This is a genomic window from Colwellia sp. 6_MG-2023 (assembly GCF_030547765.1).
Taxonomy (GTDB): domain Bacteria; phylum Pseudomonadota; class Gammaproteobacteria; order Enterobacterales; family Alteromonadaceae; genus Colwellia.
Window position 1 is genome coordinate 26,072 of record NZ_JAUOPP010000016.1, and the last position, 26,537, is coordinate 52,608.

General features: G+C 37.5%; 12 protein-coding genes. All 12 read right to left on the reverse strand.

Annotated elements, in window-relative coordinates:
* Positions 1–10: 10 nt before the first annotated feature.
* Complete coding sequence (locus Q4503_RS11385; protein WP_303602342.1) at positions 11–1,192, reverse strand: DUF1343 domain-containing protein; 1,182 nt, start codon at positions 1,190–1,192, stop codon at positions 11–13.
* Positions 1,185–2,147, reverse strand: a complete 963-nt coding sequence (gene murQ, locus Q4503_RS11390) for an N-acetylmuramic acid 6-phosphate etherase (RefSeq protein WP_303602343.1) — start codon at positions 2,145–2,147, stop codon at positions 1,185–1,187. The genes Q4503_RS11385 and murQ overlap by 8 nt, the downstream gene beginning before the upstream one ends.
* Positions 2,137–3,051 carry a BadF/BadG/BcrA/BcrD ATPase family protein gene (locus Q4503_RS11395; RefSeq protein WP_303602344.1) on the reverse strand — a complete coding sequence of 305 codons (915 nt, stop codon included), beginning with the start codon at positions 3,049–3,051 and terminating at the stop codon, positions 2,137–2,139. Before Q4503_RS11395 ends, murQ begins: the two co-directional genes overlap by 11 nt.
* Before the next feature lie 2 nt (positions 3,052–3,053).
* Positions 3,054–4,646, reverse strand: a complete 1,593-nt coding sequence (locus tag Q4503_RS11400; RefSeq protein WP_215971266.1) for a sodium:solute symporter — start codon at positions 4,644–4,646, stop codon at positions 3,054–3,056.
* 133 nt (positions 4,647–4,779) lie between these two features.
* Entirely contained in the window at positions 4,780–5,871 is a 1,092-nt protein-coding gene (locus tag Q4503_RS11405; RefSeq protein WP_303602345.1) for a dipeptide epimerase, read from the reverse strand.
* Positions 5,872–5,937: 66 nt separating this feature from the next.
* Positions 5,938–7,344, reverse strand: a complete 1,407-nt coding sequence (locus Q4503_RS11410) for an SH3 domain-containing protein (protein ID WP_215971268.1) — start codon at positions 7,342–7,344, stop codon at positions 5,938–5,940.
* Between the two features lie 57 nt (positions 7,345–7,401).
* Positions 7,402–9,300, reverse strand: coding sequence for a glycoside hydrolase family 3 protein (locus Q4503_RS11415; protein ID WP_303602346.1), 1,899 nt, complete (start codon positions 9,298–9,300; stop codon positions 7,402–7,404).
* A 60-nt stretch (positions 9,301–9,360) separates the two neighbouring features.
* Complete coding sequence (locus tag Q4503_RS11420; RefSeq protein ID WP_303602347.1) at positions 9,361–10,938, reverse strand: serine hydrolase; 1,578 nt, start codon at positions 10,936–10,938, stop codon at positions 9,361–9,363.
* Positions 10,939–11,040: 102 nt separating this feature from the next.
* Positions 11,041–12,435, reverse strand: coding sequence for a Na+/H+ antiporter NhaC family protein (locus Q4503_RS11425; protein ID WP_303602348.1), 1,395 nt, complete (start codon positions 12,433–12,435; stop codon positions 11,041–11,043).
* 106 nt (positions 12,436–12,541) lie between these two features.
* Positions 12,542–13,543, reverse strand: coding sequence for a D-cysteine desulfhydrase (locus Q4503_RS11430; protein ID WP_303602349.1), 1,002 nt, complete (start codon positions 13,541–13,543; stop codon positions 12,542–12,544).
* A gap of 193 nt (positions 13,544–13,736) precedes the next feature.
* Positions 13,737–17,831, reverse strand: a complete 4,095-nt coding sequence (locus Q4503_RS11435; RefSeq protein ID WP_303602350.1) for an OmpA family protein — start codon at positions 17,829–17,831, stop codon at positions 13,737–13,739.
* Positions 17,824–26,175, reverse strand: coding sequence for an SdrD B-like domain-containing protein (locus Q4503_RS11440; protein ID WP_303602351.1), 8,352 nt, complete (start codon positions 26,173–26,175; stop codon positions 17,824–17,826). The genes Q4503_RS11435 and Q4503_RS11440 overlap by 8 nt, the downstream gene beginning before the upstream one ends.
* Positions 26,176–26,537: the final 362 nt, after the last annotated feature.

Sequence of the window (26,537 nt, forward strand, 5' to 3'; positions counted from 1 at the left end):
CAAAACCAAGCTAATTAGGATAAAGCAAATATTTAGCGCGTAACTGTTTAAAATCTGATAATCCCTGTTGCCAACCTGCTTCTATTTGCTTGAGGCTAACCCCAGCTTGAATACTCTTTCTTAACTCATCAGTGCCTGCTAACTTATCCATAAAATCAGGGTACTTGAAAAACACTTTCTCGTTTGTTGCGAACACCTGATACCACTGAATAAATGGTTGAAGATCTAGCCCATTCATCGTTGAAACTCTTAAATCTTGCCCAGTGAGTAACTTATCCATCAATTTAGGACTAAGCGCACTGCCTGGCATTGAAATAGGAGTAAAATGAAAATCACCAATAGAATATTCATTATGACCAATCACTTGAAAAGGAAACTCTGTTCCTCGCCCAATACTTACCACGGTTGATTCAAAAAAAGTAAGCGATGGATAAAGCTGAATAGATTGATCATTAGGTAAATTAGGACTCGGTTTTATTGGTAAAGAATAAGTGCTATGTCGCGTGTAGTTTTTGACTGAAATCACATGTAAATCGAGTTCATTTTTACTTGTTAACCACCCTTGCCCACTGATCATTTTTGCTAATTCACCTAATGTCATACCGTGTAAAACAGGTATTGGGTGCATACCAACAAATGACGAAAACTCTGCTTCCAATATTGGTCCGTTCACAAACTTTATATTAGGGTTAGGTCGATCGAAAACAATAAAGCTTTTCCCTGCTTCAGCCGCGGCTTCCATCATATAATGCATAGAGCTTAGAAAAGTGTAGAAACGGACACCAACATCTTGAATATCAAAAATAATAACATCAAGTTGTCTGATAATATCTGGTGAAGGCTTTTTGTTTTTTCCATAAATAGAAATAACAGGAAGCTGAGTAAGTGGGTCTATATTATCTTTAACCTCAGCACCTGCATCATGATTACCTCTAAAGCCATGCTCTGGGGCAAAGATATATTTAATATCAACATCGTGACTAATTAAAAAATCAACAAGATGTTTACCTTCCACGCTAGACGTTTGATTAACCACCAAACCCACTTTTTTACCCTGTAAAAAAGGTAAATACTTAGCAGGCTGTTCAGCCCCCACAATGATAGATTTAGCATGCCCAGTGAAACTAACAATACTTATAACAACAAAACACAGGCAATATAAAAACAAGTTAAGTGTTTTCATTTTATACATTTATTTTAATAGGTTGTTCGATAGAGTCATTAACCGCTGCTCTTAAGAAACCATGTTTACTTTCTAGTAATACAGCAGCTTCTTCTATTGGTAAATCAGTTAACACTAATAAAATGGCAAGCTTTACATTGTTATTTGCCTTAGCTAAAGCAGCTGTTGCTATATGAATATCACAAGCAGTTGCTTGCATAACAATACGGACTGCTCTAGCCTTCAGTTTCTCGTTACTTGCATGCACGTCAACCATCAAATTTTCATAACTCTTACCGGTTTTAACCATACTTGCCGTGGTGAGCATATTCAAAATCAATTTTTGTGCTGTGCCTGATTTTAGGCGCGTAGAGCCGGTTAATGCTTCAGGACCAACCTCGGCACAAATAGCAATATCAGCCTCGGTTAGTAACTCAGATCCTGAATTACAAGAAACACCAACAGCAACAGCACCAATTTCTTTAGCATATTTCAACGCTGAAATTGTATAAGGCGTACGTCCACTAGCCGCTATGCCAACCACGACATCCTCTTTGCATAAATGACAAGACTTTAACTCTGTTATTGCAAGAATAGGATCATCTTCAGCACCTTCTACAGCTTTATACATAGCACTTTCGCCACCCGCTATTAATGCGATGATTTGATGTTCAGAAACACTAAACGTTGGCGGACATTCAACAGCATCAAGTACACCTAAGCGACCGCTTGTACCTGCACCAACATAAATAAGTCTTCCACCTCGGCGAAACGCAGAAACAATTTTTTCTACTGCTAAGGTTATTTCAGGAATAGCTCGATGAACAACGTGAGCAACTTTCTGATCTTCTTTGTTTAAGGCAACTAACAAGCTTTTTGTATCGAGTAAGTCTAAATCCATGGTATCTGGATTACGACCTTCGGACGCCATTAGTTGTAGATCCTCAATCAATTGAGATTGTTGACGGTTTACTTTAATTTCCATGTATTACACACCCTGTAATTTGAATCTGTGTTAATTTTTTAGCCAATAAACAAGCGCCGTCTAAAGCATTACCTTTAGCTTCAACTAACATACTTTTTATTCTTGAGTTTAAAAAAGGCAATGTTGGTATTGATAAACCACCAAGTAATATAACTGGCAATTGATAATTTGATCGTGTTTTATCAATGAGATTTTCTACATGACCAACATGTTCCATTAAAATATTTCTAGCGACACAACATTTGTCATGATATTCGAAAACTAAAGGCGTCAGACTTGCAAAATCAGACGGTTTCGCTGAAGTAGACCAAGCTAAAACATTATTTTGGTCGCCCCCCAACTTACTTACAATTGCTTGCGCCAATATACTTTCTACATGGCCTAGATCTTCTAGCTCTGATAATACTGCTCTAATAGCGAGTACTCCCATTTTGGCGCCACTCCCTTCATCGCCGACATTAAAACCCCAACCGCCAATTTGAATCTCTTTTCCATCAGCGGTTAACACCGCACCTACTGAGCCAGTACCTAGCGAAACAACCACAACAGGATTGCCTTCATTAGCTCCATATAGAGAGGTTTTTGCATCCGTATAAATGTTGACATTTTTATAGTCAGCGACAACAGAGCATTTAAATTCAGTTGCTTTTTCTTTATTACCTGCACCAGCTAAGCCAAATACAGCAGTAACATCAGTACTGCTACAGTTGGCTTGCGCACATAATTCAGCGACTAACGCCTTACAATGTTGTAAGGCTAAATCAAAATCATTAGTTAGTGATGCTGAACCGCCAGTTGCTAGCCACTGCTGTCCAGTGTGTAAATTTTCGAGTCTCGCAATGGTTTTCGTACCACCACCATCGACGCCTAAAATAAATTCACTTTTATTTATCATATCATTCATCGTTAGGAATCCAGACTAGCCGTTAAGTTGTTATCAACTACCTTTTTATTACGTCCTAGCATACAAACTAATAATGAAATAAACGAACCTATACATAATTGCCACGTAAAACCTAAATCAAATAACCATGCTTGAGGAAGGAAAATAGACATAACGTAAGGTTGGAAAAATAGCGTCACAATAAAGCCAATCATCAAGGCCCAAAACACAGAACTTGCATTCCCTCTTTGGGTAAACAATGCGGTAAAATAAACACCCAATAAGCCACTATAAGAGAAAACCATAACGCTTAATGCAAATTTCAGTAATGGCATATCTGTATATCGTTGCCAATAGAAGCAAAGAATTGCCATTAAACAAAGCGCGCCTGCAACAACAATCATGCCTACTTGGCCTGCTTTTACATAGTGTGACTCAGGCAAAGCTATTGTTTGTTTCTCTTTAAATGGTCGATATAAATCATTCACAATAACTGATGACATTGAGTTGAGCCCTGAGTTCAATGTCGATAAAGCCGCAGCAATAATACCAATAGTCACTAGTCCACGCACTCCTGAAGGAATTTCATTGAGCACGTAATACATAAATATTGTAATTTTTTCTCCTTGGAAACTTTGAATAAGATCACCCGTAGCCGACATTTGCATAATGTCAGGACGCTGATACAAAATAAAAAGTAATAATCCTATAACAATAAATAGCAACATCACAGGAATAACTAATAAAACAGAAAGTAGCATAGCTTTATTGGCTTCTTTCGCATTCTTACACGTTAGAATGCGTTGAGTCATATCTTGATCTAAACCAAAAGCAGCAAAATTTAGTAGCATGAAACCAGTAATTGCTGACCAAAAATTAAATACACCTGCTGATGAGAAATCCCAATCAAATTTGAAAAGTGCTAATTTAGAAGGAGCATTAGGTGCTGGATGTTGCAAAGCCTCAACTATTTGAGAAAAACTAGCGGGTATTGCAGTATAAATAAAATAGATAACAAAGACTGCCGCACTAACATAAACAGCACATTGAATAACATCACTATAGATTACCGTTCTAATGCCACTAAATACGGTATAAAGTAGGCCAACTAAGGTTAAAATAATCGTTGCTATAATCACGTTTTCAGCGTCGATATTACCAAATAGAATCATAGCGACAGCTAAAGCGGCCATATAAAGCCTTGCACCACTAGCAAAAATTCGCCCGAATAAATACATAATCCCTGCCTGCTTTTTAGCAGAGCTACCCATACGCTTTTCTAATAATTCATATACAGTAAATACTTTATTTTGATAAAATTTGGGGACTAAAATAACCGTCACTAAAACAGCAGCAATAATAGCACCAATATTTGTCGCTAAATAAGATAGATCACCTTGATACCCTTGATCAGGCCCACCTAAAAATGTCGCTGCTGACTGCGAGGTCGCTAAAATAGAAATAGCGACCATCCACGTTGGAATAGTATTCCCCCCAAGAAAAAAATCTTGGGTGTTATTTGATTTTTTACGGTTAAAATAAAGGCCAGAGCCTAATAACATAGCCCCATATAACCCAAAAACTAACCAATCCAAGCCTGAATATAATGTGCTCATATACTTCTCACAACGCCACTTCGTTAACATTTAGGAATAAATTATTCAAAGATTAACACAAATATATAATTAAATATAACAAAAATCTATAATTTACTATAACAAAAAGCTGATTCGAACATTAATTTGAAACTTAAAGCTCAATTAAACCATTGACAACATCTATTCCTAAACCAGGTAGTTCATTTAACTGAATTATCGACTTGTTGAAGGAAACACCGCCAGAGACAGGATCAAACTTACCTAATGCCGGACCATCCAAATCAATTTTAGTGATAGTGTTAGATTTTGCGACGGCTAAATGTGCTGCTGCAGAAACCCCAATACTGCCTTCAAGCATGCAGCCGATCATACATTCAACTTGATAAATTTTTGCAATATCAGCAATTTTAATGGCGTTAGAAATACCACCTGTTTTCATTAATTTAATATTGATAATATCGACTGAATGGCTGGTAATTAGATCTATTACTTGTTTAGGCGAGAATGCACTTTCATCAGCCATTATCGGGGTATGAACGCGATCTGAAATATATTTCAAACCCGCAATATCATCAGCCCGAACAGGTTGTTCAATTAGCTCTAATTGAATCCCTATACGCTCGAAGTAGTTAGCTGCATAAACCGTTTGTTTAGCGCTCCATCCTTGATTAACATCTAATCTTATCTGTACGTCATTACCTATAGCACTATGAATGGCTTTAACTCGCTCAATATCTTCTTTGATATCAGTACCAATTTTAATTTTTAGTATGTCAAAGTCATCCTCTATCGCTTTAAGTGAATCACTTACCATTTTATCGATTGTATCGACACTAATAGTTATATCAGTTTTTAATCTATTATTCCCTCCTCCTAATAATTTATAGAGAGGTGCGTTATGAAATTTACCCCAAAGATCATAGATAGCAAGTTCTACTGCAGCTTTAGCACTACTGTTATTTACTAGTGAAGATTGAATAACATCAATAATATTGTTTAAATTCTCAATCTCCATTCCTCGTAATTTAGGTGACAATACACTACTGATTGCCGCCATAATACCACCATGGGTGTCACCAGTAATTACAGGCGTTGCAGGAGCAGATCCATAACCTACCTGACCAACATCTGTTTCCACAATAACAACCAAGTCTTCAATATTTTCTACCGTTCTCATAGACGTTTTAAAAGGCGTGATCAATGGCACAATTAACTTGGCGAAACGGATATTTGTAATTTTCATTTTGTTACCTTATAACTTGAGGTAAATCATGTACCTCTATTACTTTGCGTTTGTTTAATCTGGGTTTTAGTTAAGTCTGATCTTTTTGATGTTATAAATTGTATCAATATAACTTTTCGTTTCTGACAAATGTAACGGCAACAATGGTGTAACTGAAACGCCATTAAGTGTGCCTTTATAATATTGTTTGTCTTTAGTGTAATATGACAGTCCTTTAACATCATGAATGATGTAAGGCTCGCCATTGTCATCACCTAAGTACATAACCACATGACCTGGAATATAAATTAAATCACCAATCTCTAACTGGCTAATAGCAGCCAATTTCTCTTGTTTACTAGATTCCGTAGTAAAATCAATATTTTTTCCATAACTAGCTTTGCCTTGTTGGCCTGAATTTCTCGGCATTAACAAACCAAATGTTTTATAAATTTCGCCAACAAACCCGGTGCAATCACGGCCATTATAGTCATGCCCCCAACCATAGCGTTCACCTAAAAACTTAAAACCTTGCTTGATAATATTTTGTTTTGTGAACGGTAAGTAACCAATATGGGTGTCTTTACTTTTGGCTATCATTGCGGGTAAAAAATCTAATCTGCCTTCGCTCGTTCTCACCGGTAATTGCACAATATAAGAAGCAAATGGATTTTGACCATATAAATGAGCAGTGTAGTCTTGCTTACTTATTAAAGGTAATTTAACTCCCATATCCAATTGAATCTCAGATACTTGTGCTTTATTAGGCACAAAAGTAGTAAAAACTTTATCTCCGGTGATCATTAAGAAATTAGTGTTATGTACAAAGTCATGAACGATTTTTTTGTCGCCTAGCGCAATATCTTCTTTTAATACCCAAGCAAGGTAGTTGTATGACTGTACGAGGTACCATTTTTTATCTTTACTTTCATGCAACACGGCAATAGCTTCACCGGGAAATACTGCCGTTTCTTGAAACCTATCAAGGTCGGTATCCATACCATTATTAAATACTCTGTCGGTTGTCGGAAAAGTACGCAGAGAGGTACGTTTAACAACGAGTCCCCATCTAACATTATTTTGCTCAAGTACCGCCGGTATATTTACATTATCTCTGTAGTCGTTAAATTCTTTATCAGTTAACTTATGACCATCATAATAAAACCTATCACTACTTGGCACAGAGCTAATAGTATTAATATGGTGAGTTAATTGTGCTTTCGTTAACACCTTTGGTATTGCTAATGGATCAACAACGTGTGAATTACTCTGCATCACTTGCTGGTTAAATAGATTAACGCCCTTTTTATCTATTAACACTATGTTATCACTCGCTTTATTTTTTTCGTATAAATCAACCCAATAAGCACTATCTAACTGTGCTTCGTTTACATTAATAACATCTGATTTCCCTTCTACATAAGGAGATGCAGTAAGAGAGTAAACATTCATTTGTATAAATAATACGAATGAAACAAAAATTTTAACTTTCATGTAAAGTCCTTAAAACAGTAAATAATGTGACGCTAGATTTAGCTGAGTAATAAAAAGTTATATCGTTATAGGTAAATGCCCAGTCGCGCTTATTTGCCCACTGATTATTTGAGTTAAACCATTAAAAACAGCACCTGTGTATTCATCTGATCCACTAACTTGATACGCATTACCATCAAAGCAAGCTAATACCCAATCAGCGGTATTAGTAAACTGCTCTAATTGATAAGGCGCTTTAAGTGAAATATAAATAGTCGCTAATTGCTTCTGTTTTGCGTAAGCTAAAACATCTAATGCTTTATCCGCGTTACTTTTGTCACTTGATTTTTTAAGTGTTGTCGCCAGAGCTAAATCGCCAGCTTGCCCTAATTCAACAGCCGTCTTTTGACTATCATTTGCCACAATAACAAGCTCACTATTATCTAGCTGCTCAAGCATTGCAGTAGAATTACTCTCATCTAAACTTGAGCTAGTAATTGACCATGACGCTCCACCAATATTTAACGCGTATTGATTAAGTGCTAACGCCATTGCCTCTGATTGTGATTTTTTAGGGAACACAAGATGAATATTGTTAATCGTTGACATGCGTTTAACTAATGCTGGATTAGGTTTTATTTCAACAATTGAATGCTGCACGAGTGCTTGTTCTAACGCTCTATGCTTTTCTATACCAAGCGTTTCTTTAGCTTGCGTCGTTAATTCACTAACATCTGTACTAACAGTGGCAGTTACCGCAGGTGCTAATTTTTGCTTTAAGGCAGTAATTCTTTCAACAGAGCTGTCAATATCATCAAGTGATAATTCTTCTGATAATACTTTATCAACTAATAGTTCAATAAATGCTTTAAAACGGGGTATATCTGAAGGTTGTCTAATACTCATTGGCATCATGGCAATATCAGCGCCAGCATTAAAAGTGTGAAGTACCGCCTCTTCTTCAGAAAAGAACTCTGCAATACCCGCCATATCTAACGCATCAGTAATAATTATGCCATCAAAGCCCATTTCATCTCGTAATAACGACGTTAATATTTTTTTCGATAACGTGGCGGGCTTTATCATTGATTCGCCAAATTTATTTACCACCAAACTATCATCAAGCGCTGGATATTGAATATGCGCGGTCATGATCATTTCAACATTGCTACGATCAATAGCTTGTTGAAATGGGAGTAAGTCAACCGATCTAACAACGTCATAAGGGTGCTCGACTCGCGGTAAACCAGTATGACTATCGGTATTGGTATCACCATGACCAGGAAAGTGTTTTAACGTGCCAATAACACCTTTAGACTGCAACCCTTCAAGCATCGCAATACCTAGCTCAGCAACAATCTCTGGTGTTTCGCCAAAAGATCGTACATTGATAACGGGGTTATTTGGATTAATATTTACATCAACATCTGGAGCATGGTTAACATTAACGCCCAAAGTAGCTAATTCAGCACCAATAACTTCGCCAACTTTTCTTGCGTAATAATCACCATGGTTCTCATAGGTGGCACCAATTGCCATATTGCCGGTAAATGAAGTAGCCATAGTGCGAGGTAAACGAACAACTCGTCCACCTTCTTGATCAATTGAAATAAGTAATGGCTCTTCGCTTGCTGATGCTAACGCTGCTTGTTGCAAATCTTGAGTTAAATGAATAGTTTGCTCAATACCGGTAAAGTTTTCAGCAAATAAAATGATCGAACCTAATGATGTATCGGTAATTAACTCAGCTAAGTCCTTAGATAATGTTGTTACCGGCGTCACACATTGATTATCATCGGTAAAAACAACATGTTCTGTTAGCTCTGGACAATAATAGCGAATATCTAGCATTAATTTTTGCGCTATTTTTTGTGCTATTTCTGTACGACCGTCTTGATGTTTCCCCAATAAAGAGAATGCTATAACTATCATTACAGCAAAGCTCAATATAATTTTTATACTAATACGACTCAACATACTTCCTCTTATTCTAATTAATGTTGTTCTATGGTTAAAATATTTGTAATGCTTGATGGCTTATTTTGAAATACGTGTGAAATTTAGATCAATGTAATCAAAACTTGCATCAACATCATCCGAGTATCTATCCATTTTTAGCCCTACTACATTATTGTTTCCATCAATAATAAATTGTGCAAATGCATCTGCTTCTAGGCTTCTATCGTCATACCAAACAATAAATTCGTTATTTTCATTCTCTATTAATTGCCCGTGCATACGAATGGATTTCAATGATTCAAAATACAGTTGTTTATTTTTCATGGAAATTTTTACCTGACCAAACCAAGGGTCTTGATAAACACCTAAATAAGACGTCAAAGGTAAATTAACGCTTTTTCTATCAGGCATCACTTTGAGGTTTACTGTTGAATTTTTGGCTTGAATTCGGTTTTGTCGCTCTTGCTGCCTTTCCAATTGAATTGCGAGCCAATCTCTTTGTTCTACATCCATAAATGATTGCACAATACTGCTCATGATCGCACTTCTGGCATATGATGAGTTTTGGTTTATCAAGACAATAACACCTAAATCAAGCTCAGGTATCATCGTAATATAAGATAAGTTTCCTGATAGGCTACCAGTATGAGATACACGCTTATAGCCATGCATATCGGCTAAGCGCCAGCCTAAAGCATAAGACTTAAAGTTGGTGTTATCGTATTTTTTGTCATTATCAGAAACAGATAAAATAGTATGTGGCTGCCACATTGCTTTACTTTGTTGTTCACTAAATATTTTAACGCCTGCTGGTGATGTACCTTGGTTTAATTGTGTTTCAACCCAAGTAAGTAAATCATTAACGCTACACTTAATCCCTCCTGCCGCAGCCATAACACTATCTTTATGGTAGGTTTGATTCCGTTTAATAATGGTAGGTTTATTATTGATTAAGCCATGTGGTTGAGCAATGTTCGTCATTTGTTTAGCTGGTACTGCACCCGCAAAACAGCGGCTCATCTGTAGAGGCATAAAAATATTTTTTTCGACAAAATTCTCCCAAGACATACCTGTAACATTAGCGACAACTTCTCCAGCAACAATATAAAGCAAATTATCATAAGCATATTCACTACGAAAACCTGATGCTGGCTTGAGGAATTTTAAGTTATTAATAATCTCATCACGGCTAAAACCAGCCGGCTCAGGCCACAACATTAAATCGCCAGTAAAACGAGCTAAACCGCTGCGATGTGTTAACAAATCAGCTATGGTAAACTCTTTTGTTACCCAATCATCATATAAGGCAAAGTTAGGAATAATATCAACAACTTTACTTTCCCAAGTTATTTTTTCCTGATCAACTAATATAGCTAACGCAGCAGCAGTAAACGCTTTCGTGGTTGATGCTATTTTAAAGAGCGTTTTTGAATCAATTGCTAGCGCTTTATTAACATCTTGGCGTCCATAACCTTTATTTAATAATACTTTGCCATCCTTTATTACTCCTACTGCCGCACCTGGTACATTAAAAGTCGTTAATACGTCATTGACCAAGGTATCAACGTCTTCAGAATTAAAGGCCTTTTTTTGGGCATATACTGGTTGGCTAACCAATACACAAATAGAAATGAATATAATTAAATAATTTTTCATCGTTAAAAACGTCTCGAGTTAAATAATAAAACAGAATGTTGTCTAAAAAAGCAATACTTCAAATGAAGCATTGCGGATAGTAAACATCATAAAATAATGTTTTTACAAAAAGGCGATACCATAAAATGCATAAAGAATAATGGTTAATGCTCCACCAAATAACGCATAAGGTAATTGCGTTTTAACGTGCTCTAATAATTCACAACCGGATGCAATAGCAGAAACCGCGGTAGTATCGGAAATAGGTGAACAATGATCTCCAAAAACCCCCCCCCCTAAAATAGCCGCAATAATGAAAGAAGGTGGTAAGCCCATAGTTTGAATAAGCGGAACGCCAATTGGGATCAAGATGGCAAAAGTTCCCCAAGATGTTCCTGTAGAGAAGGCAATGACAGCACCTGCGATAAACAACATAGGGGCAATCATAAATAATGGTAAAGTGTCACCAATAATTTGTGCCACATAAACACCGGTACCTAATACTTTTAAGCTAGCGCCTAATGTTAATGATAATAAAACAATGGTCACCAATGGCAATAACTCACTCATACCATCAAAACCAATTTTCACTAATTGGTGATGAGTAAATTTCTTAGTAGACAACATCATAATATAAGCTACTAGGCAGGCACTAACGGTTGCATACAAAACTGATTTTGAACCGCTGCCATTAGCTAAGGTGCCATCACCGGTCAAAAACATAAACATGATCATACCTAACACCATGGTTAATAAAGGTACAAACATAAATCTTGCTTTTGTTGGTTTAAACTCAGGTGTTGGTGCCGCATGGTTGTTTGATTCGTTGTCAATTTGATCTTCCCCTATCGATTTTGAACGAGCTAGAGGACCGTGTAAATTTCCAGTGTAAGCCGTATACCAAACCATCATAAGTGCAATAATAGGGTAGAAGTTAAGCGCAATAGTTCCCCACATAATTTCTGCCGCACTTTGTTCAAATTCATAGTTACTTAACAGGCCCAAAACAAAGGCTCCCCAGCCATTAAGAAGGACTAAAATACAAATAGGTGCTGCACTACTGTCAATAATATAAGCAAGTGTTGCACGACTCATTTTATAACGGTCAAACAAACCTCTAGAAACAATGCCCGCAGTTAATACCGAAAGATTACTTTCAATAAAAATTGCCATACCGGTGAAATTTGCCATAAACGCAGCTTGTCGCCTATTTTTCCCTAAACCTTTAGAGATAACATATTCAACCATTGCTGTTACGCCGCCAGAGTGACGCATAAATGCAAGCACAGCACCAATAATTAAACTAAAAAGAAGAATTCGCGTATTTCCTGCGGAGCCAAATACTGAGACAATACGCTCAAAAGCACCAACAACACCATCAAACAACATTGTCGAGCCTGTTTTAGCGAGTAATACTTCAGAAGTAATAATCGCTAATAGCAAAGCAAGTATTACTTCTTTCTTCCATAAGACCACTAAAACAGCAACTAACGGCGGTAACAATGAGTACCATTCCATATTCAACCCTTTATATAAATATAACTAATAAGACATACTGACAAATAAGAATAGATTATTCAAGCTTTAACAGTAAATGGTAATTTTTTATTAATAATAACAACAATTATTTGTTATCAAAAATTTCTTGGTAAGCATACACACCTTGGCTTCCTCCAGTATGTAAAAAAAGAATATTTTCTTTAGCACTAAAAACACCTTTTCGGCATAAATCAATCATGCCAGACATCGCTTTGCCCGTATAAACAGGATCTAGTATTAAACCTTCATGTTGTGCACAAAGTCTAACAGCCTCAATCATTTCATCTGTTGGAATACCATAACCTTGGCCATAATAATCTCCATTAGCAAACACTCGACCTTTGGCGAGGCTAGGGTCTAAACCAATTAAGGTTAAAGTTTTTTCTAATAATTCCGTTACTATCTGAATTTGTTCATCTGCTGGGCGACTAACACATATACCGAGTACCGGAATATCAACATCAGCTAAGATTAACCCTGCTAAAAGCCCTGCTTGTGTACCAGCACTGCCTGTAGCAAGTACAATATGATCAAGCGCGATGTCTTGATCTTTAATTTGATCAATAACTTCTTGAGCACACTGAATGTAACCTAAGCTACCTATTTCGTTTGAGCCCCCCATCGGAATCAAATAAGGCTGTTTACCACTATTTTGTAAGCTTACCATCAGCTCATTTGCATAATCAGCGCAATTCTCTTCTGCTGATATACGATGAATAGTCGCACCCAATAAATTATTGAGTAAAACATTGCCGTTTTGGTAATAGTCAGATTTTGGCGTACCTGATACATCTTCTAATACTAATTCACACTTTAAGCCAAACTTTGCAGCGACAGCAGCTGTTTGACGCGCATGGTTCGATTGAATTCCGCCAACAGTGACTAAGGTATCAGCATTACCGGCTAAAGCTGCAGCAAGCAAATACTCTAACTTGCGCGTTTTATTACCCCCGCCAGCCAAGCCCGTACAATCATCACGTTTTATCAAGAGATTGTGGTTTAATATTTTCGATAAATGTGGCATCACCTCCAGCGGTGTAGGACTATGAGAAATAAGAACACGAGGGATTGTATTGAATTGTGGCATTGTTCGAAAACCTTAAACTTAAAAAATAAATGATAATATTGGATTATTGTCGGTCAGACACATTAAAAATACTATTAAATTGTGATCAACTATATATTTTAGAATAGATAATGTAATCACTGAAATAAAAATCCCCGCAAAAGCAGGGAGTTTAAATATACAAAAGTAATGTGATTTAAGTTGGTTTTATTGTTTAGAACTTACCTACTAAGTTAATAAACCAACCTTTTGAATCGTAATTTAAATCAGTTAAATCATCACTAAAATCGGTAAAGTTATAACCGACACCTACTTTAAAGTGTTGACCGATATGACGATGCAAAGCAACCAACATACCGCTACGCTTATCGTCAGCTTCACTGACTTCAAGCATACGTCCTTCAATTAAGAAATCCCAATGTCTAATAACATGCCAATCAATTCTGGCAACATATAGGCTAGATGAACTATCGAACCATTCTCCAGCTTCTCTACCTGCTCGAATTTCACCTTTACGATGAGCTATTTTACCACCAATAGTCCAACGGGCGGTTAAATCGTAGTTCATATCAATGGCCGCAACATGACTGCGTTGTTGATAATCATTCTGCTGATAACTGGCAGTAAATTGTTCTGCAGGTGCTAAATCATATAAGTAGTTATAAGTTAGCAAAGCATTAAATCTATCGTTGGTAACAGGTCGATAAGCAAAACCTAAAAGCGCTTCGCTATAATCACTATTTAAACTTTCATCGATACTCGAATTACTAATAGCAAAATCAATACGTAATTGCGCTCGCCAATCAGGATTCACTTTATAAGAAAGGTTATTTCTAACTAAATAAGAGTCACGCTCTTCCAACGCTTGTTTGTCATTTCGATACTCTAACGCACCACCATATTTAAAATCTGTTGTCGCGTAATTGGCATTTACTACCACAGCATTACGCTCCAACGATGGGCGTCCAGGCTCTTCTTGCGTACCGTTCTCTAAGCTGAGTCCTAGCAACCAACGTTCACTTGGCAAATACTCAATACCGTAAGCATGTGTTAAACCAACACGATTATCTCCATGTTGATAGCGCTCTTCACCATAAACATTCACGGTATCACTATAGCGATGACGAATACCACTAACGAGCTGCCCATTTCGGCCACCTAAACCGTTATCAGTTCGGTCAGGATCCAGTGCATAATTTAAATAAATATTACTGGCATCATCATACTGATAATCAGTACCTATTAAGGCACCTAATCCTTGATTACCACCCGAGACTTCACCATTTAACTTAATGTTTTTAGATATTTGATAATTACCACCAAGACCCACACGGTTATTCGCTAATTTACTTTCGTCGTGCGTTAACGTTCCTTGTACAAAAGCGAGTAGCCCCCAATTAGCATCATGTTGATAGTCAACCTGTACCGCTAAATCGGTTCGTTTACCTATATTTTGTTGCTGAGCTTCTGTCGTAGCCTCACTATTTTCTGCGCGTAAACCGGCACTAATAGCCCATTGTTGATCAAGATCGTGACGTAAGTTTAGCTCGGCACTAAATTTATCTATACCGCCCTGCTCGTCTCTCGAGTCAACTTTCAAACTCGCTGCAGTGTCTTCCCCCACAGGTAGATTGATTTGAATACCCGCTTGCTCAGTATCATATTGACTAAATTGACCAACGCCTGAAAAATCTGCATCACGGTTTTGCCAATAGATATTTCCTCGTCCATTATTGTCCAAACCTAAATCTTTAAAAAGAAATGCAGATTCGACGCGCAACGCCTGAGCTTTATCATCAGTTGCGACTGGCGCAGTTAAGTCGCCAAAGTGATAGCCACCATTATTGGAGCTAATACTTGTAACACCTTGCCCTTCGGTTTGAGCGCCTTCTAATTTAATATAAGTTTGAGCAGAGTGACGATAGGTTAAATCAAGACCTTGTAACTTGTGGTCTTCAATCCCCATATCTTGCTTACTGCCACTAAAGCCTATTTTCCAGCTATCATTAACCCAATGGCTTATTCGTCCGCCAAGCGCTAAGTCATCTAACTCATCAAAACCCGGTGTATATTCATAATTAACCACTAAATAGGCCGAATGACCAGATAAACCACCTGTTCTAACCGTTTGATCATCTTGGCTAATAGAAGATAATGGTGTTGTTAATAAAACTCGTCCTTGAATCGCATTAATGTCGTAATCAACACCCGCAACTAAAGGCTGTGAACTTAACACTAAACCAGAATCTTTATCACGTATTTCAATGGATAAACGTTCTGAGCCCTGGCTAATATCTTGATTGCCCAAATAGTATAATGAACCGCCTGTTCCACGGAATTCTTCGTAAGCGGCATTAGTACCTGCTTCAGCAGCAAATAAATCAACTTGCGTAGTACGCTCGCCAAATTCCGTTAATTTTTCACCATTCCAATCTAGACTAGCACCGTAGAGTCCGCGCTCAATACGAGAAAATTCTGTCTCATTTATATCAGAGATAAAATTACCCCACATTAAATGAGATTTATAATCGTTTATCTTGGCATAGAAACGACCTTGCGTAGGCGCGTCATCAACAAGTGTTGAATCATCGCCATAAACTGCATAATGGTTTTCTTCTTCTAACCGTCGTAATAAACTACTTGGGTCTTTCTTGTCAAAATTAGAAAATAAATTTTCTAACGGCTCTTCCGTTGAATCAATGCTGGTAGTGATGGTGTATTTATCACGCCACTTACCTTTTGCGTAAAAGGCAAGACGTCCATCAATGAATAGGTCGTCATCAAAGGCATCGTCTTGAGTCAAAAGTTTAGCCGCACCATTGGTAGAGTTTTTACCTAGGGTTATATCAGCTAAGCCAAGATAGAACCAATCCTCTTTTTTCAATTCAAGATGACGTTGAAATAGTTCCCCATTACCATCTTTATCAAGTACTGCCACTTCCGCATTGAATTGCCCCGAAGGTATTATTTGTTGATTTACAAATTCACCTTGTTCGTTAACAGGTACTTGCTGACCTAAAAAGTAAACGTGATGTTCAGCTGGCACTTTTTCGCCATTAACCGTTAACGTTCCACCACTTAACGGGATATTTTGCAATACAAGTCGACTCTCGCCATAGCCACTTAATGTTGCTTGATTTACAGGTAAATCAGGACGTAGAGGTGTACTTGTAGGCATAGCCGAGAGTTGTGTTTCATCAAAATTGCCTTCACTATCATAGACTCTTAATAAGTAATGATATTCAGCCAATGGCGTATCAGGCAGTGCCCACTGAGCTTGAAGTGCTTTATTAAGTGAAATGATCGCAACAGGATCAGCCTGAGATGATTGCCTATTACTAAATACACGTACCTCTGCTTTATCAATAAAATTAAGATAATTGCTATAACCTTGCCAATATATTTGCCAATGTTCATCAATCTCTTGCAGCACAGGTGTCATATTTAATGCTGGTTTTATTGATAAATTATCATACTGTAACTTAATGTCAGCTTGATCCAAGGCAACATCAGTACAGCGTTGATGATCTGCATTACTACTTTGCTCTATGTCGTTCAATACTTGCCCATCAATACTAATCACTAAAGGACGAGCCTCTGTACTAGTAAACTGACAAACATCATTGCGCATCATCGACATCATAGGTTCAGGTATAACAACCTCATCATCAAACCAAGCATTTAATTCTACTCGACGATTTTGAGCTCTATCTTTTTCGGTTAAATTAGACGTGAGTGGTTCATTACTCCCTTTACCTTCAATAGTTATCGCGGTATCAGCCAATAACAATTTTTGTTGAAAATACTCAGCGACTACCTTGGCTCTAGCTATTGATAACGCTACATTGCTGCCATAAATTTTATGACTTCTGGTACTTAATGCTTGGCTATCAGCATGACCAACAAAATGTAATCGTACATTTTTCTTTCCTTTCAAGCTTTCAATAGCCTGATCAAACACTGATGTTAATTCATTGGACAGTGCATGTTTTCCTGAAGAAAAACTAACTTGAGGTAAGTTTTCCATCTCTAACGTTTTTGGTTCAAGCGCAAGAGTTGCCTGACTATTATTGGGTACATCAGGCAAGCCAAGGAAAATCCAAGATGCACTCGCTAAATTTTTCTCTGTATTCTCTTGTTTTTTAACAAGTACTTGACTGTTATCTTCACTAACACGACCGGCGGAATCACGTGAAGTACAAACACTGGATTCTTCACAAAACTGCTCAGCAACAACAGGTATTGTGGTAGATATAGCAAGCGCGATTGAACTAGCTAGTAAACTGCGACGCACCATTAAATTACTCATTGCCAGCTCTCCTTACATTAACAACATCGTTAATATTTCCCTCATCCTGATATATTTCTTGTTCAATAATCAGTTCATATTGACAGTCACACTCTTGCCATAACTCTTCACTACTTTCGCGTAATAAAGTTAGGCGGCGTTTTATCAAGTCATCACTTTCATCATGCTTGGCATAAGCTAAACGTAAAATCGATGGTTTAAAGTGCAGCGCCTTAATCGCTGATTGCAATTGTTGTTGAGACTCATCATTCAACTTATCTCCTTCAAAAGCACCAGCACTTAGCTGAATACGCACAACACGGTGAATGGTCGCACCAAAGTTAGCTTTTACCATTTTACCGCGCGTTAAACGAACAACTCTTGGGTTTTCAGTCGTGATTCTAAAACCTGACGGTAAAGTACGTTCATCAATTTTAAGAATAAAATTAGATCCGCGCATTTCATTCGGTACACCAGCGCAAGCGATGTGATAACGGCCCTGTTCATCGGTAGTAACTACTAACCCTTTTGCCGTAGCTAAACGTACTGCGGGTATGCCAGCTTCATCCTTGTCTTGGTAACCATTAGCATTTAAGTCATCAAATACCTTTCCGATAATATCTGAACAATCAAATAACGGATCTGGCACAATACGTACGGTCGCGTCAGCAATATTAGTAACAACTAATTGACTTTGTAAATATCCACCCCATGCCTGATTGACATACTCTCCTTCGCCAACACCAGCTCCAATAATAGTAATAAGATCAATTTGATACTGTTGATTTGGGGTGAAATCTAAATCAGACCAAATAAGTTGGCGTTCAGTAACAAGTGGCTCAACTTTCTCGCCGTCAATAGTCGCAGAGCCTTCAACATATTTGAATCCTGGCGGCAATTGATCAATGACACTAAGCTGACTCAAACTAAAGTTTTGATTATTCGTGACAACAATAGAGTAAGGAACAAAATCACCACGAGAAGCATTTTTCACGTTAGTCGTTTTAATGACACCCAGCATTTCATTATCAATAGGATCAACAGGAATATGATTATTAATAATATTGCCTGATGGTAATAACGGGTCAATATTGAAAGTTAAGTAATACTGTGTTCCTTCGTCTCCGTCGGAAAAATCTGCCGATGTAGCACCACAAGTTTCAGGATCTTGAACACTAGCACTCAATGCAGGAGGACTATCTTGACGTTGTACCAACGCTGGATTTGGCGATGCAAGCACGTCGACAGTATTAGTACACGCTAACAATACTCTAGATACTCCGGGTAAATAACCCGTTGGTTCGGTTACGACAAGGGTGTAAACCCCTTTAGGTGCAGAATTAAAAATTAGAAATTGATAAACACCATCTGCCCCGGTGATTTGTTCTACATTATCTAAACCACCAACTAAATCACGTTCTGGATCAAAGCCTGCAGGCCCTTCAAAACGAACAGTAGCACCCGCAACAGGCTCTCGAGTTTTACTGTCATAAACAATGCCTGACGGATCAATCGGTAGGTTTTGATTTTCAATATCCTCACCAACCTCTAAGGTGATGTTACGAATAGTACCAAAAGATAAATCAACACCTGCTTCATCGGAAACACCATAACCATAAATGGCACCATTTTGTTCGTGCATAAAACGCACTTCATAAACACCCGGTGATAAACCTTCAAATAAATAACGACCATTACTGTCTGTTTTTACGACCGCAATAGGTGTGATATCTTGATTATTTTTAGGATTATCTCGTGTATCAATAAGCTGAACGGTCCAACCTTCAAGACCATTACCTTCATCTTCATCACGGTTGTGGTTACTATCTAACCATACCAAGCCGCTGATACTAGCGGGGTCTCTAAGTAACTCGCCAAAATCATAGTCAGTAAGATGACTAATATGTTCAGTAAAAATAATCTCGCTGAATGAATCATTGTGTAACTCACCACCATGACTACCAATACTGTCTAGTCCATCATCTACATCACTTGGCTGTGTTTCCGTTACCAGATAACCTTGGCTATTAGGTAATGGTAAATGTTCAAAGGTATAACGACCATCAACCCCAGTTAATACACTGCGAACCACCGGATGACCATCAAGATCGATACCTTCAAGCTGTATAACAACATTTGGAATACCCGGTTCAGTTTCTGAACGGTTACCGTCTCGGTTTTGATCATTAAATACTCTGCCGCTTAATAGGCTACCTCGTTCGCCAAAGTTATAATCTACGCCGTTATTACCAGCAACAATGATAATATTACTAAATTGATCATTGCTAACTTCGCCCTCTAGACTACCGAAGTGCTCCTTACCATCGTGCCATGCTGCAGGCTGTGTTTGGCTAAGAACATAAGTGCCTGCACGTAATCCGACAAAGTTATACTTACCTTCACTATCGGTTACTTGAGTATATTCAACATTTTCATCTTCTTGCCAAGATTCAAGGCCTGTTAATGTGATAGTGACATCCGCAATCGTTAGTAATTCGTTTTCATCACGTTCACCATTATCATTTTCATCAACCCAAACCTCACCACTGAGTGACGCACCTTCTAACTCGGCAAAGTTATAGTTTTCAAGCTGTGTGTTTGATGCAAGTTGTATGTCAATAATGCTATCAGTTTGATAACTATCAGCAATAATTTGCTGGCCAATACTTTCTGCGCCATCTAAGTATTCAGTAGGCTGTGCTTCACTAATTTGATAACCGTTGATATCACTCGGGTCTAATGAGTCAAATAAATATCTCCCCTCGTCATCCGTTTTTACAGTACGAGAAACACTACTACCTAAGTGATCTTTGCCTGTTAAGGTAAGGTTGACATTGGCAATACCTGTTTCACTGGCTGTATAAAGGCCATCGGCATTAGCATCAATAAAAACAACACCGGCAATAGAAGCAATTGGCCATTCAGCAAAATTATACGCTTCTAACTTACTGGTTAATGTGATTTTAATGTTCGTGATTATATCGCTACCTTGACTATTAGGAACAATCACACCAGCAATACTTTCTTGGCCATCAAGATATTCAGTTGGATGCGTTTCTATCAAGCTATAGCCAGCAGCATCACTTGGTGGTAATTGCGTAAAGTGATATTGACCATCGGCATCAGTCTGTTGAACTAAATTGATCACTTGTCCGTTTTTACTGGTACCCGTTAATGTTAATTCAACATTAGCTAAGCCACTTTCAGTGGTATCTTTAAGACCATTTTTATTGTTATCAACAAAAACAACACCACTTAAACTACCTTGATATAACTCACCAAAATTATTGTTTGATAACGTCACCTTTGCTTTTAGCACTAAGCCAGTCAAATTATCTGAAGCAAGACTGTTTGCAACAATTACCCCTGCAATACTGTCTAAGCCATCGATATAATCTTTTGGCTGTACTTCACTAATTTGATAGCCGTTCTCATCACTAGGTTGTAATAAATCAAATAGGTATAAGCCATTTGCATCTGTCGTTGTATGACGCTCGACAACTGCACCAACATTATCTTTACCAGTTAATGTAAGACTAACGTTTGCTATACCTACTTCATCTTTTGAATTAGCTAAATAAATACCATCAGCATCAGCATCAACAAAAACAGTACCCGTAATAGCCGCAATAGCCCACTCAGCAAAATTATAATTATCTAGCTTACTGTTTAAGTTAATTTGAATAGCGTCTAAGGTATCACTCGCTTCACTATTAGCAACGACGATACCGGCAATACTCTCTTTATTATCAAGATAGTCAGCAGGATGCGTTTCTATTAAGCGATAACCAGATGCGTTACTTGGTGGTAATTGGGTAAAGAGATAATAACCATTAGCATTTGTTTTCTGAACTAGGTTTATCGTCTCTCCATATAAACTCGTACCAACCAATGTCATTTCAACATTAGCGATCCCTGTTTCATTATTATTTTTAAGGCTATCTTGGTTAGCATCAATAAAAACAAAACCACTTAATTGACCTTTATAGACTTCACCAAAGTTATTGTTGGTAAGCTCTTGGTTCGCAATTAATTTAAGGCCCGTTAATATATCGCTACCACGGCTACTGGTTATAACAACGCCAGATATACTATCTAAACCATCGTTATAATCAGCGGGCTGTGTTTCAGTAATTTGATAACCATTACTATCGCTCGCATCTAATAGACCAAAATAATAAAAACCATTGGCATCGGTTGTGGTGGTTCGTGTTACTGCAATATCAGAAATATTTTTACCTGATAACGTTAATTCAACCCCAGCTAAAGCCCGTTTATTGATAGAGTATTGACCATTATTATTGTCATCAACAAAAACATAACCCGAAATTGAAGCCGTTGACCATTCTCCAAAATTATAATTTTCAAGTTGACTCGTTAGGGTTATTTGAATAGCAGTTAAACTATCACTACTCTCACTATTTGCCTGTACAACACCATTGATACTTTCTTGACCATCAAGATAATTAGTAGGATGTGTTTCTGTGACTATATAACCCGTAGCATTACTTGGTGGTAAGTTGGTAAAAAGATACTTACCATCAGCATCGGTTTGTTGTACTAGATTAAGTGTTTCTCCATTACTAGAAGTACCCGTTAAAGTTAACGTAACACCTGCAATCCCGTTATCACCAATATCTTTAAGGCCATTTTGATCCATATCTCCAAAAACAAAACCACTTAAGCTACCTTTATATAATTCACCAAAGTTATAGTTTTCTAAATTGGTATCGGCAATTAAATCAATACCGTTGATGTTGTCTGTGCTACGACTATTAGTAACCAAACTTCCTGAAGCATTATCTAAACCGTCATCAAAACTACTAGGCTGAACTTCACTAATATTATAACCAGCAGCATTGCTAGGAATAAGGTTATCAAATAAATAATTACCATCGACATCCGTGGTTTCGCTTAAATTAACAATGTTCCCATAAAGATCGGTACCACTTAAGTTAAGTGTAACCCCGGCAATACCTTCTTCATTACCATCTACTATCCCATCATCATTAAAGTCTGCATAAACCTGACCAGCAATAGACGATTTTGTAACCAGCACTATGTCACTATCAGTATTATTAGTGCTATCAGAATCGAAACCGGCGGTGGTAATAGTCGCTGTATTGGTACTCGTTCCGCCTGGAGGATAAGTAATAAAGCGGACTGGCACGTCAATTATTACATTGCCACCATTATTGATGGTCTCCAAATCACAAACAAAACTTGTATCATTAGCCGCTCCAGTACAACTACCCTGAGCAGGAACCGGTGGTCCAGTTAATTCCATGCCTGCAGGTAAATTATTAGTTAGTTCTGAATCTGCACTATCCCCAGGACCATCATTAGCCACTATCATGGTCCAATTAAAGGGTTCGTATACAGTAACCGAGGTTTTAGATGGGGTAATATTAACCGTTAAATCGAGTTGAATCCGTAACGAGGTACTTTCATCTTCTGTATTATTACCTAAATTAGTATCGGTTTCATTAGAGCCTACTGTTGGAGTAATAGTGACGGTATCGCCTGTGGGCTTAGGTTGAGTATCAGCCTTAAAGAATAAATAACGCGTGTATGTATCATTAGCCTCTAACTGAGTAGTTGCGGGTAATTCACAGTGCATTGTCATGGTAGTAGCACCCGTTACCGAGCTTCCTACATTATCACAAATTGCAGTAGCGCCAATACAGCTACTATTACCTGCATCATCACATAAAAAAGTAAATTGTTTACCAGCTTCAGGTGTTAATATGGCGTCAAAATAGACACTAGTAGCGACAGAAGGACCACGATTGGTAATTTCCATTTTATAACGAATAACGTTATCAGTCGTTGCTGGGAATGCGGCAGGAGTTGGAGTCCAGCTTATAGGGTCTTCGACATCCGTGGTATTGATGAGTAAATCTAACTCTGCTGATTTAATGATTAAATTATTACTTTTATCATTATTAGTCAGATCGCTCTCTACTGTTGTCGTCTTAATTTCAGAAGCATTACCTAATGTCCAATCTGAGTTAGTATTTTCCCAACTTGGTCGTACATTTAGTGTAATAGTATGAGTTTCATTACGATTTAAAGTACCGATAGTACACGTGAGCACATTACCACTAAGCGGATCACAGCTACCCTGTGTAGAAACCGCTGAAATTAGATCGTAAGTAAAACCAGCATCAGGATCAAAAGTATGAGTTACCACAACGCCTTCGGCTTGTGATGGGCCATTATTTCTAAAAGTAAGTACCTTGGTAACATCTGTCCCCGCTTTTGCTGGGTTGGGGTTAATAGTTAAGGCTGTCATCTCAACATCAGCAATAGGATCTACCGTTAAATTGATACTGGCACTATTGTTATTTGGGTTATTATCACCTAATACAGCGGAATCCACTTCTGCAGTATTCGTCAAAAGGCCATCAGCTAAAGGTCGATCAACCGTAATGGTAAAAATTGAAACATCATTCATGGCCATAGTAGAACCATTTTTCAATTCACAACGCACTGTGCCATTAATGACGGTACAATCGAATTTACTTGAATTATCAGTCACTACTATTGGTGTTTCATTAGGCGAAGCACTAATAATATTAGATAAATAACCAGGGATATCATCCGTCACTACTACGGCATCATTATCCGTTCCACTCAGTGTATTCGGACCATAGTTAGTTACTGTTAATGTATAAGTTGCTTGGCTTTCCGTTGTTTCTAGTACATCATTTGTACCGCTGGTTGTGCTAACACTTTTAGTAATACCTAAGTCAGCAATTAAAGTCGTACTTTCTACTCCTGCACCAGTACAGTGATTATGATCAACAGGGTCATCTTGGCCTAATGTTGCACCATTATCTTCATCTGTAGCACAAGCATTGTTAGTTAACGTACCTGCAGCATTTGCGGTTGTTACTATAGATAAATAAGTTGAAAAATTTCCATTTGATAATTGATTACTATATTCACAGGTAACTACTTCAGGGCCAGATCCTGTAACAGCACAAGTCCAGTTTGTTCCAGAAGAAGAAACATAGCTTTCATTCACATCTAAAGTGTCAACGATTGTCACGATACCTGTAGTGGTTCTAGGCCCATTATTTTTGACTCGCAGAGTACTGGTCATGTTAGAGCCTAGCGCAACAGGATTTGGTCCTTTAGTTTTAAAAATTTCTAAATCAGCGCCATCAGCAACAACATCAAACGTGACTGAGTCAGTATTATTACTTGCAATAGGATCATCATTATCAGCATCAATCACGACGCTATTAACAACATTTACTCCTGTGGGAGGGACATTAGTTGTAATAATAATATTATCAGTTGTACCGACAGCATAAGAAGTTCGAGTACATGTTACCGGGTTAGCAGTACCAGCGGTGCCAGAACAACTCCAACCGGTGCCGATAGCACTTATAAACGTAAAATCACTCGGTAAGGTATCAACAACCGTTATATTACTGGCATCAAATGGACCATTATTGCGAGGAGATAAAGTAAATGTAACGGTTTCACCGCCAATAATTGGCGATGCGACTGTTTTAGTAATACTGAGATCAGTACCGGGATTAATGACAGTGTTTTCTGTTGTCGTATTGTTATTATCAATAGGGTCTTTAGTCGTTAATGATTCAGTTGAGACAGTAGCGCTGTTAGTAATAGTACCTGTAATAGCTCCTTCAACCTTGGTATTAATAATAATCGCAGGAGCATTGGTACCATTAATCAAAGAGTTTCGGGTACATGTGACTAACTGACTTGCACTACCACAACTCCATCCCGAGCCGCTGTATGAAACATAACTAACGCCGTTAGGTAAAGTATTAATCACTTTAATATCTTCAGCATCATTAGGTCCGGCATTATTAACAATTAATGTGTAATAAAATTCACCGCCAGCAATAACAGGGTCAGCGCTATCACTCATTGTTAAACTGAGATCTGCACCATTATCAATAGTGGTATTTTGAGTTGAGCTATTATTTCCAGAATTAATATCACTAGACGAAGTTCCCGCTGTTGCGGTAACCGCTATATCTGCTCCTGTACTAGCACTCGTCTTAATAACGATATTTACATCGATATCAGCCAAGCCTGCCAAATCACCAAAAGCACAATTTACTGTACCGGGTGTAGCTAAATCATGAACACAGCTACCATTATCAACTGATACAAAAGTGGTCGTTGCTGGTAAAGGAAAAACCAAGGTTACATCATTTGCTGTATCACTGGCATTGTTACTCACCTTAACAGCATAATTGATTTCCCCACCACGAGGCGCGGGATCTGGAGTATCTTCTAGTGTTGATACAAGCACATCAGCAGCAAAAATATTGGCGCTAAAAAGTGCAATAAAAAAAACTAAATAATATGAATTTTTCATAACTTCCTTTTTTATTATATTAATCATCAATGAATAACGTTTAATAACGACTCATAAACCACTTGAAATTTTTTAATAAAATCAAGTCTATGTAGGACAAAAATCTCAGAGTAATAATTTATCCTCTGATAAACCCACAACGGTTAAAACAATAAAAAAGTCACATATAAGTTTATTTTTTTATAAAATTAAATTATTAATACTATAAAAACACATAATTAAAACGTATAAAAACAGAAAGTTAAATAAAATACTGTAGTAGTTAAAATAAATAGAATCACTTCTTTTTAAATTTCCAGCAATATAAAATTCAAAAAAAATAAAAATCCTGTAATAATTTATTTTCTATGTGATACTATTTT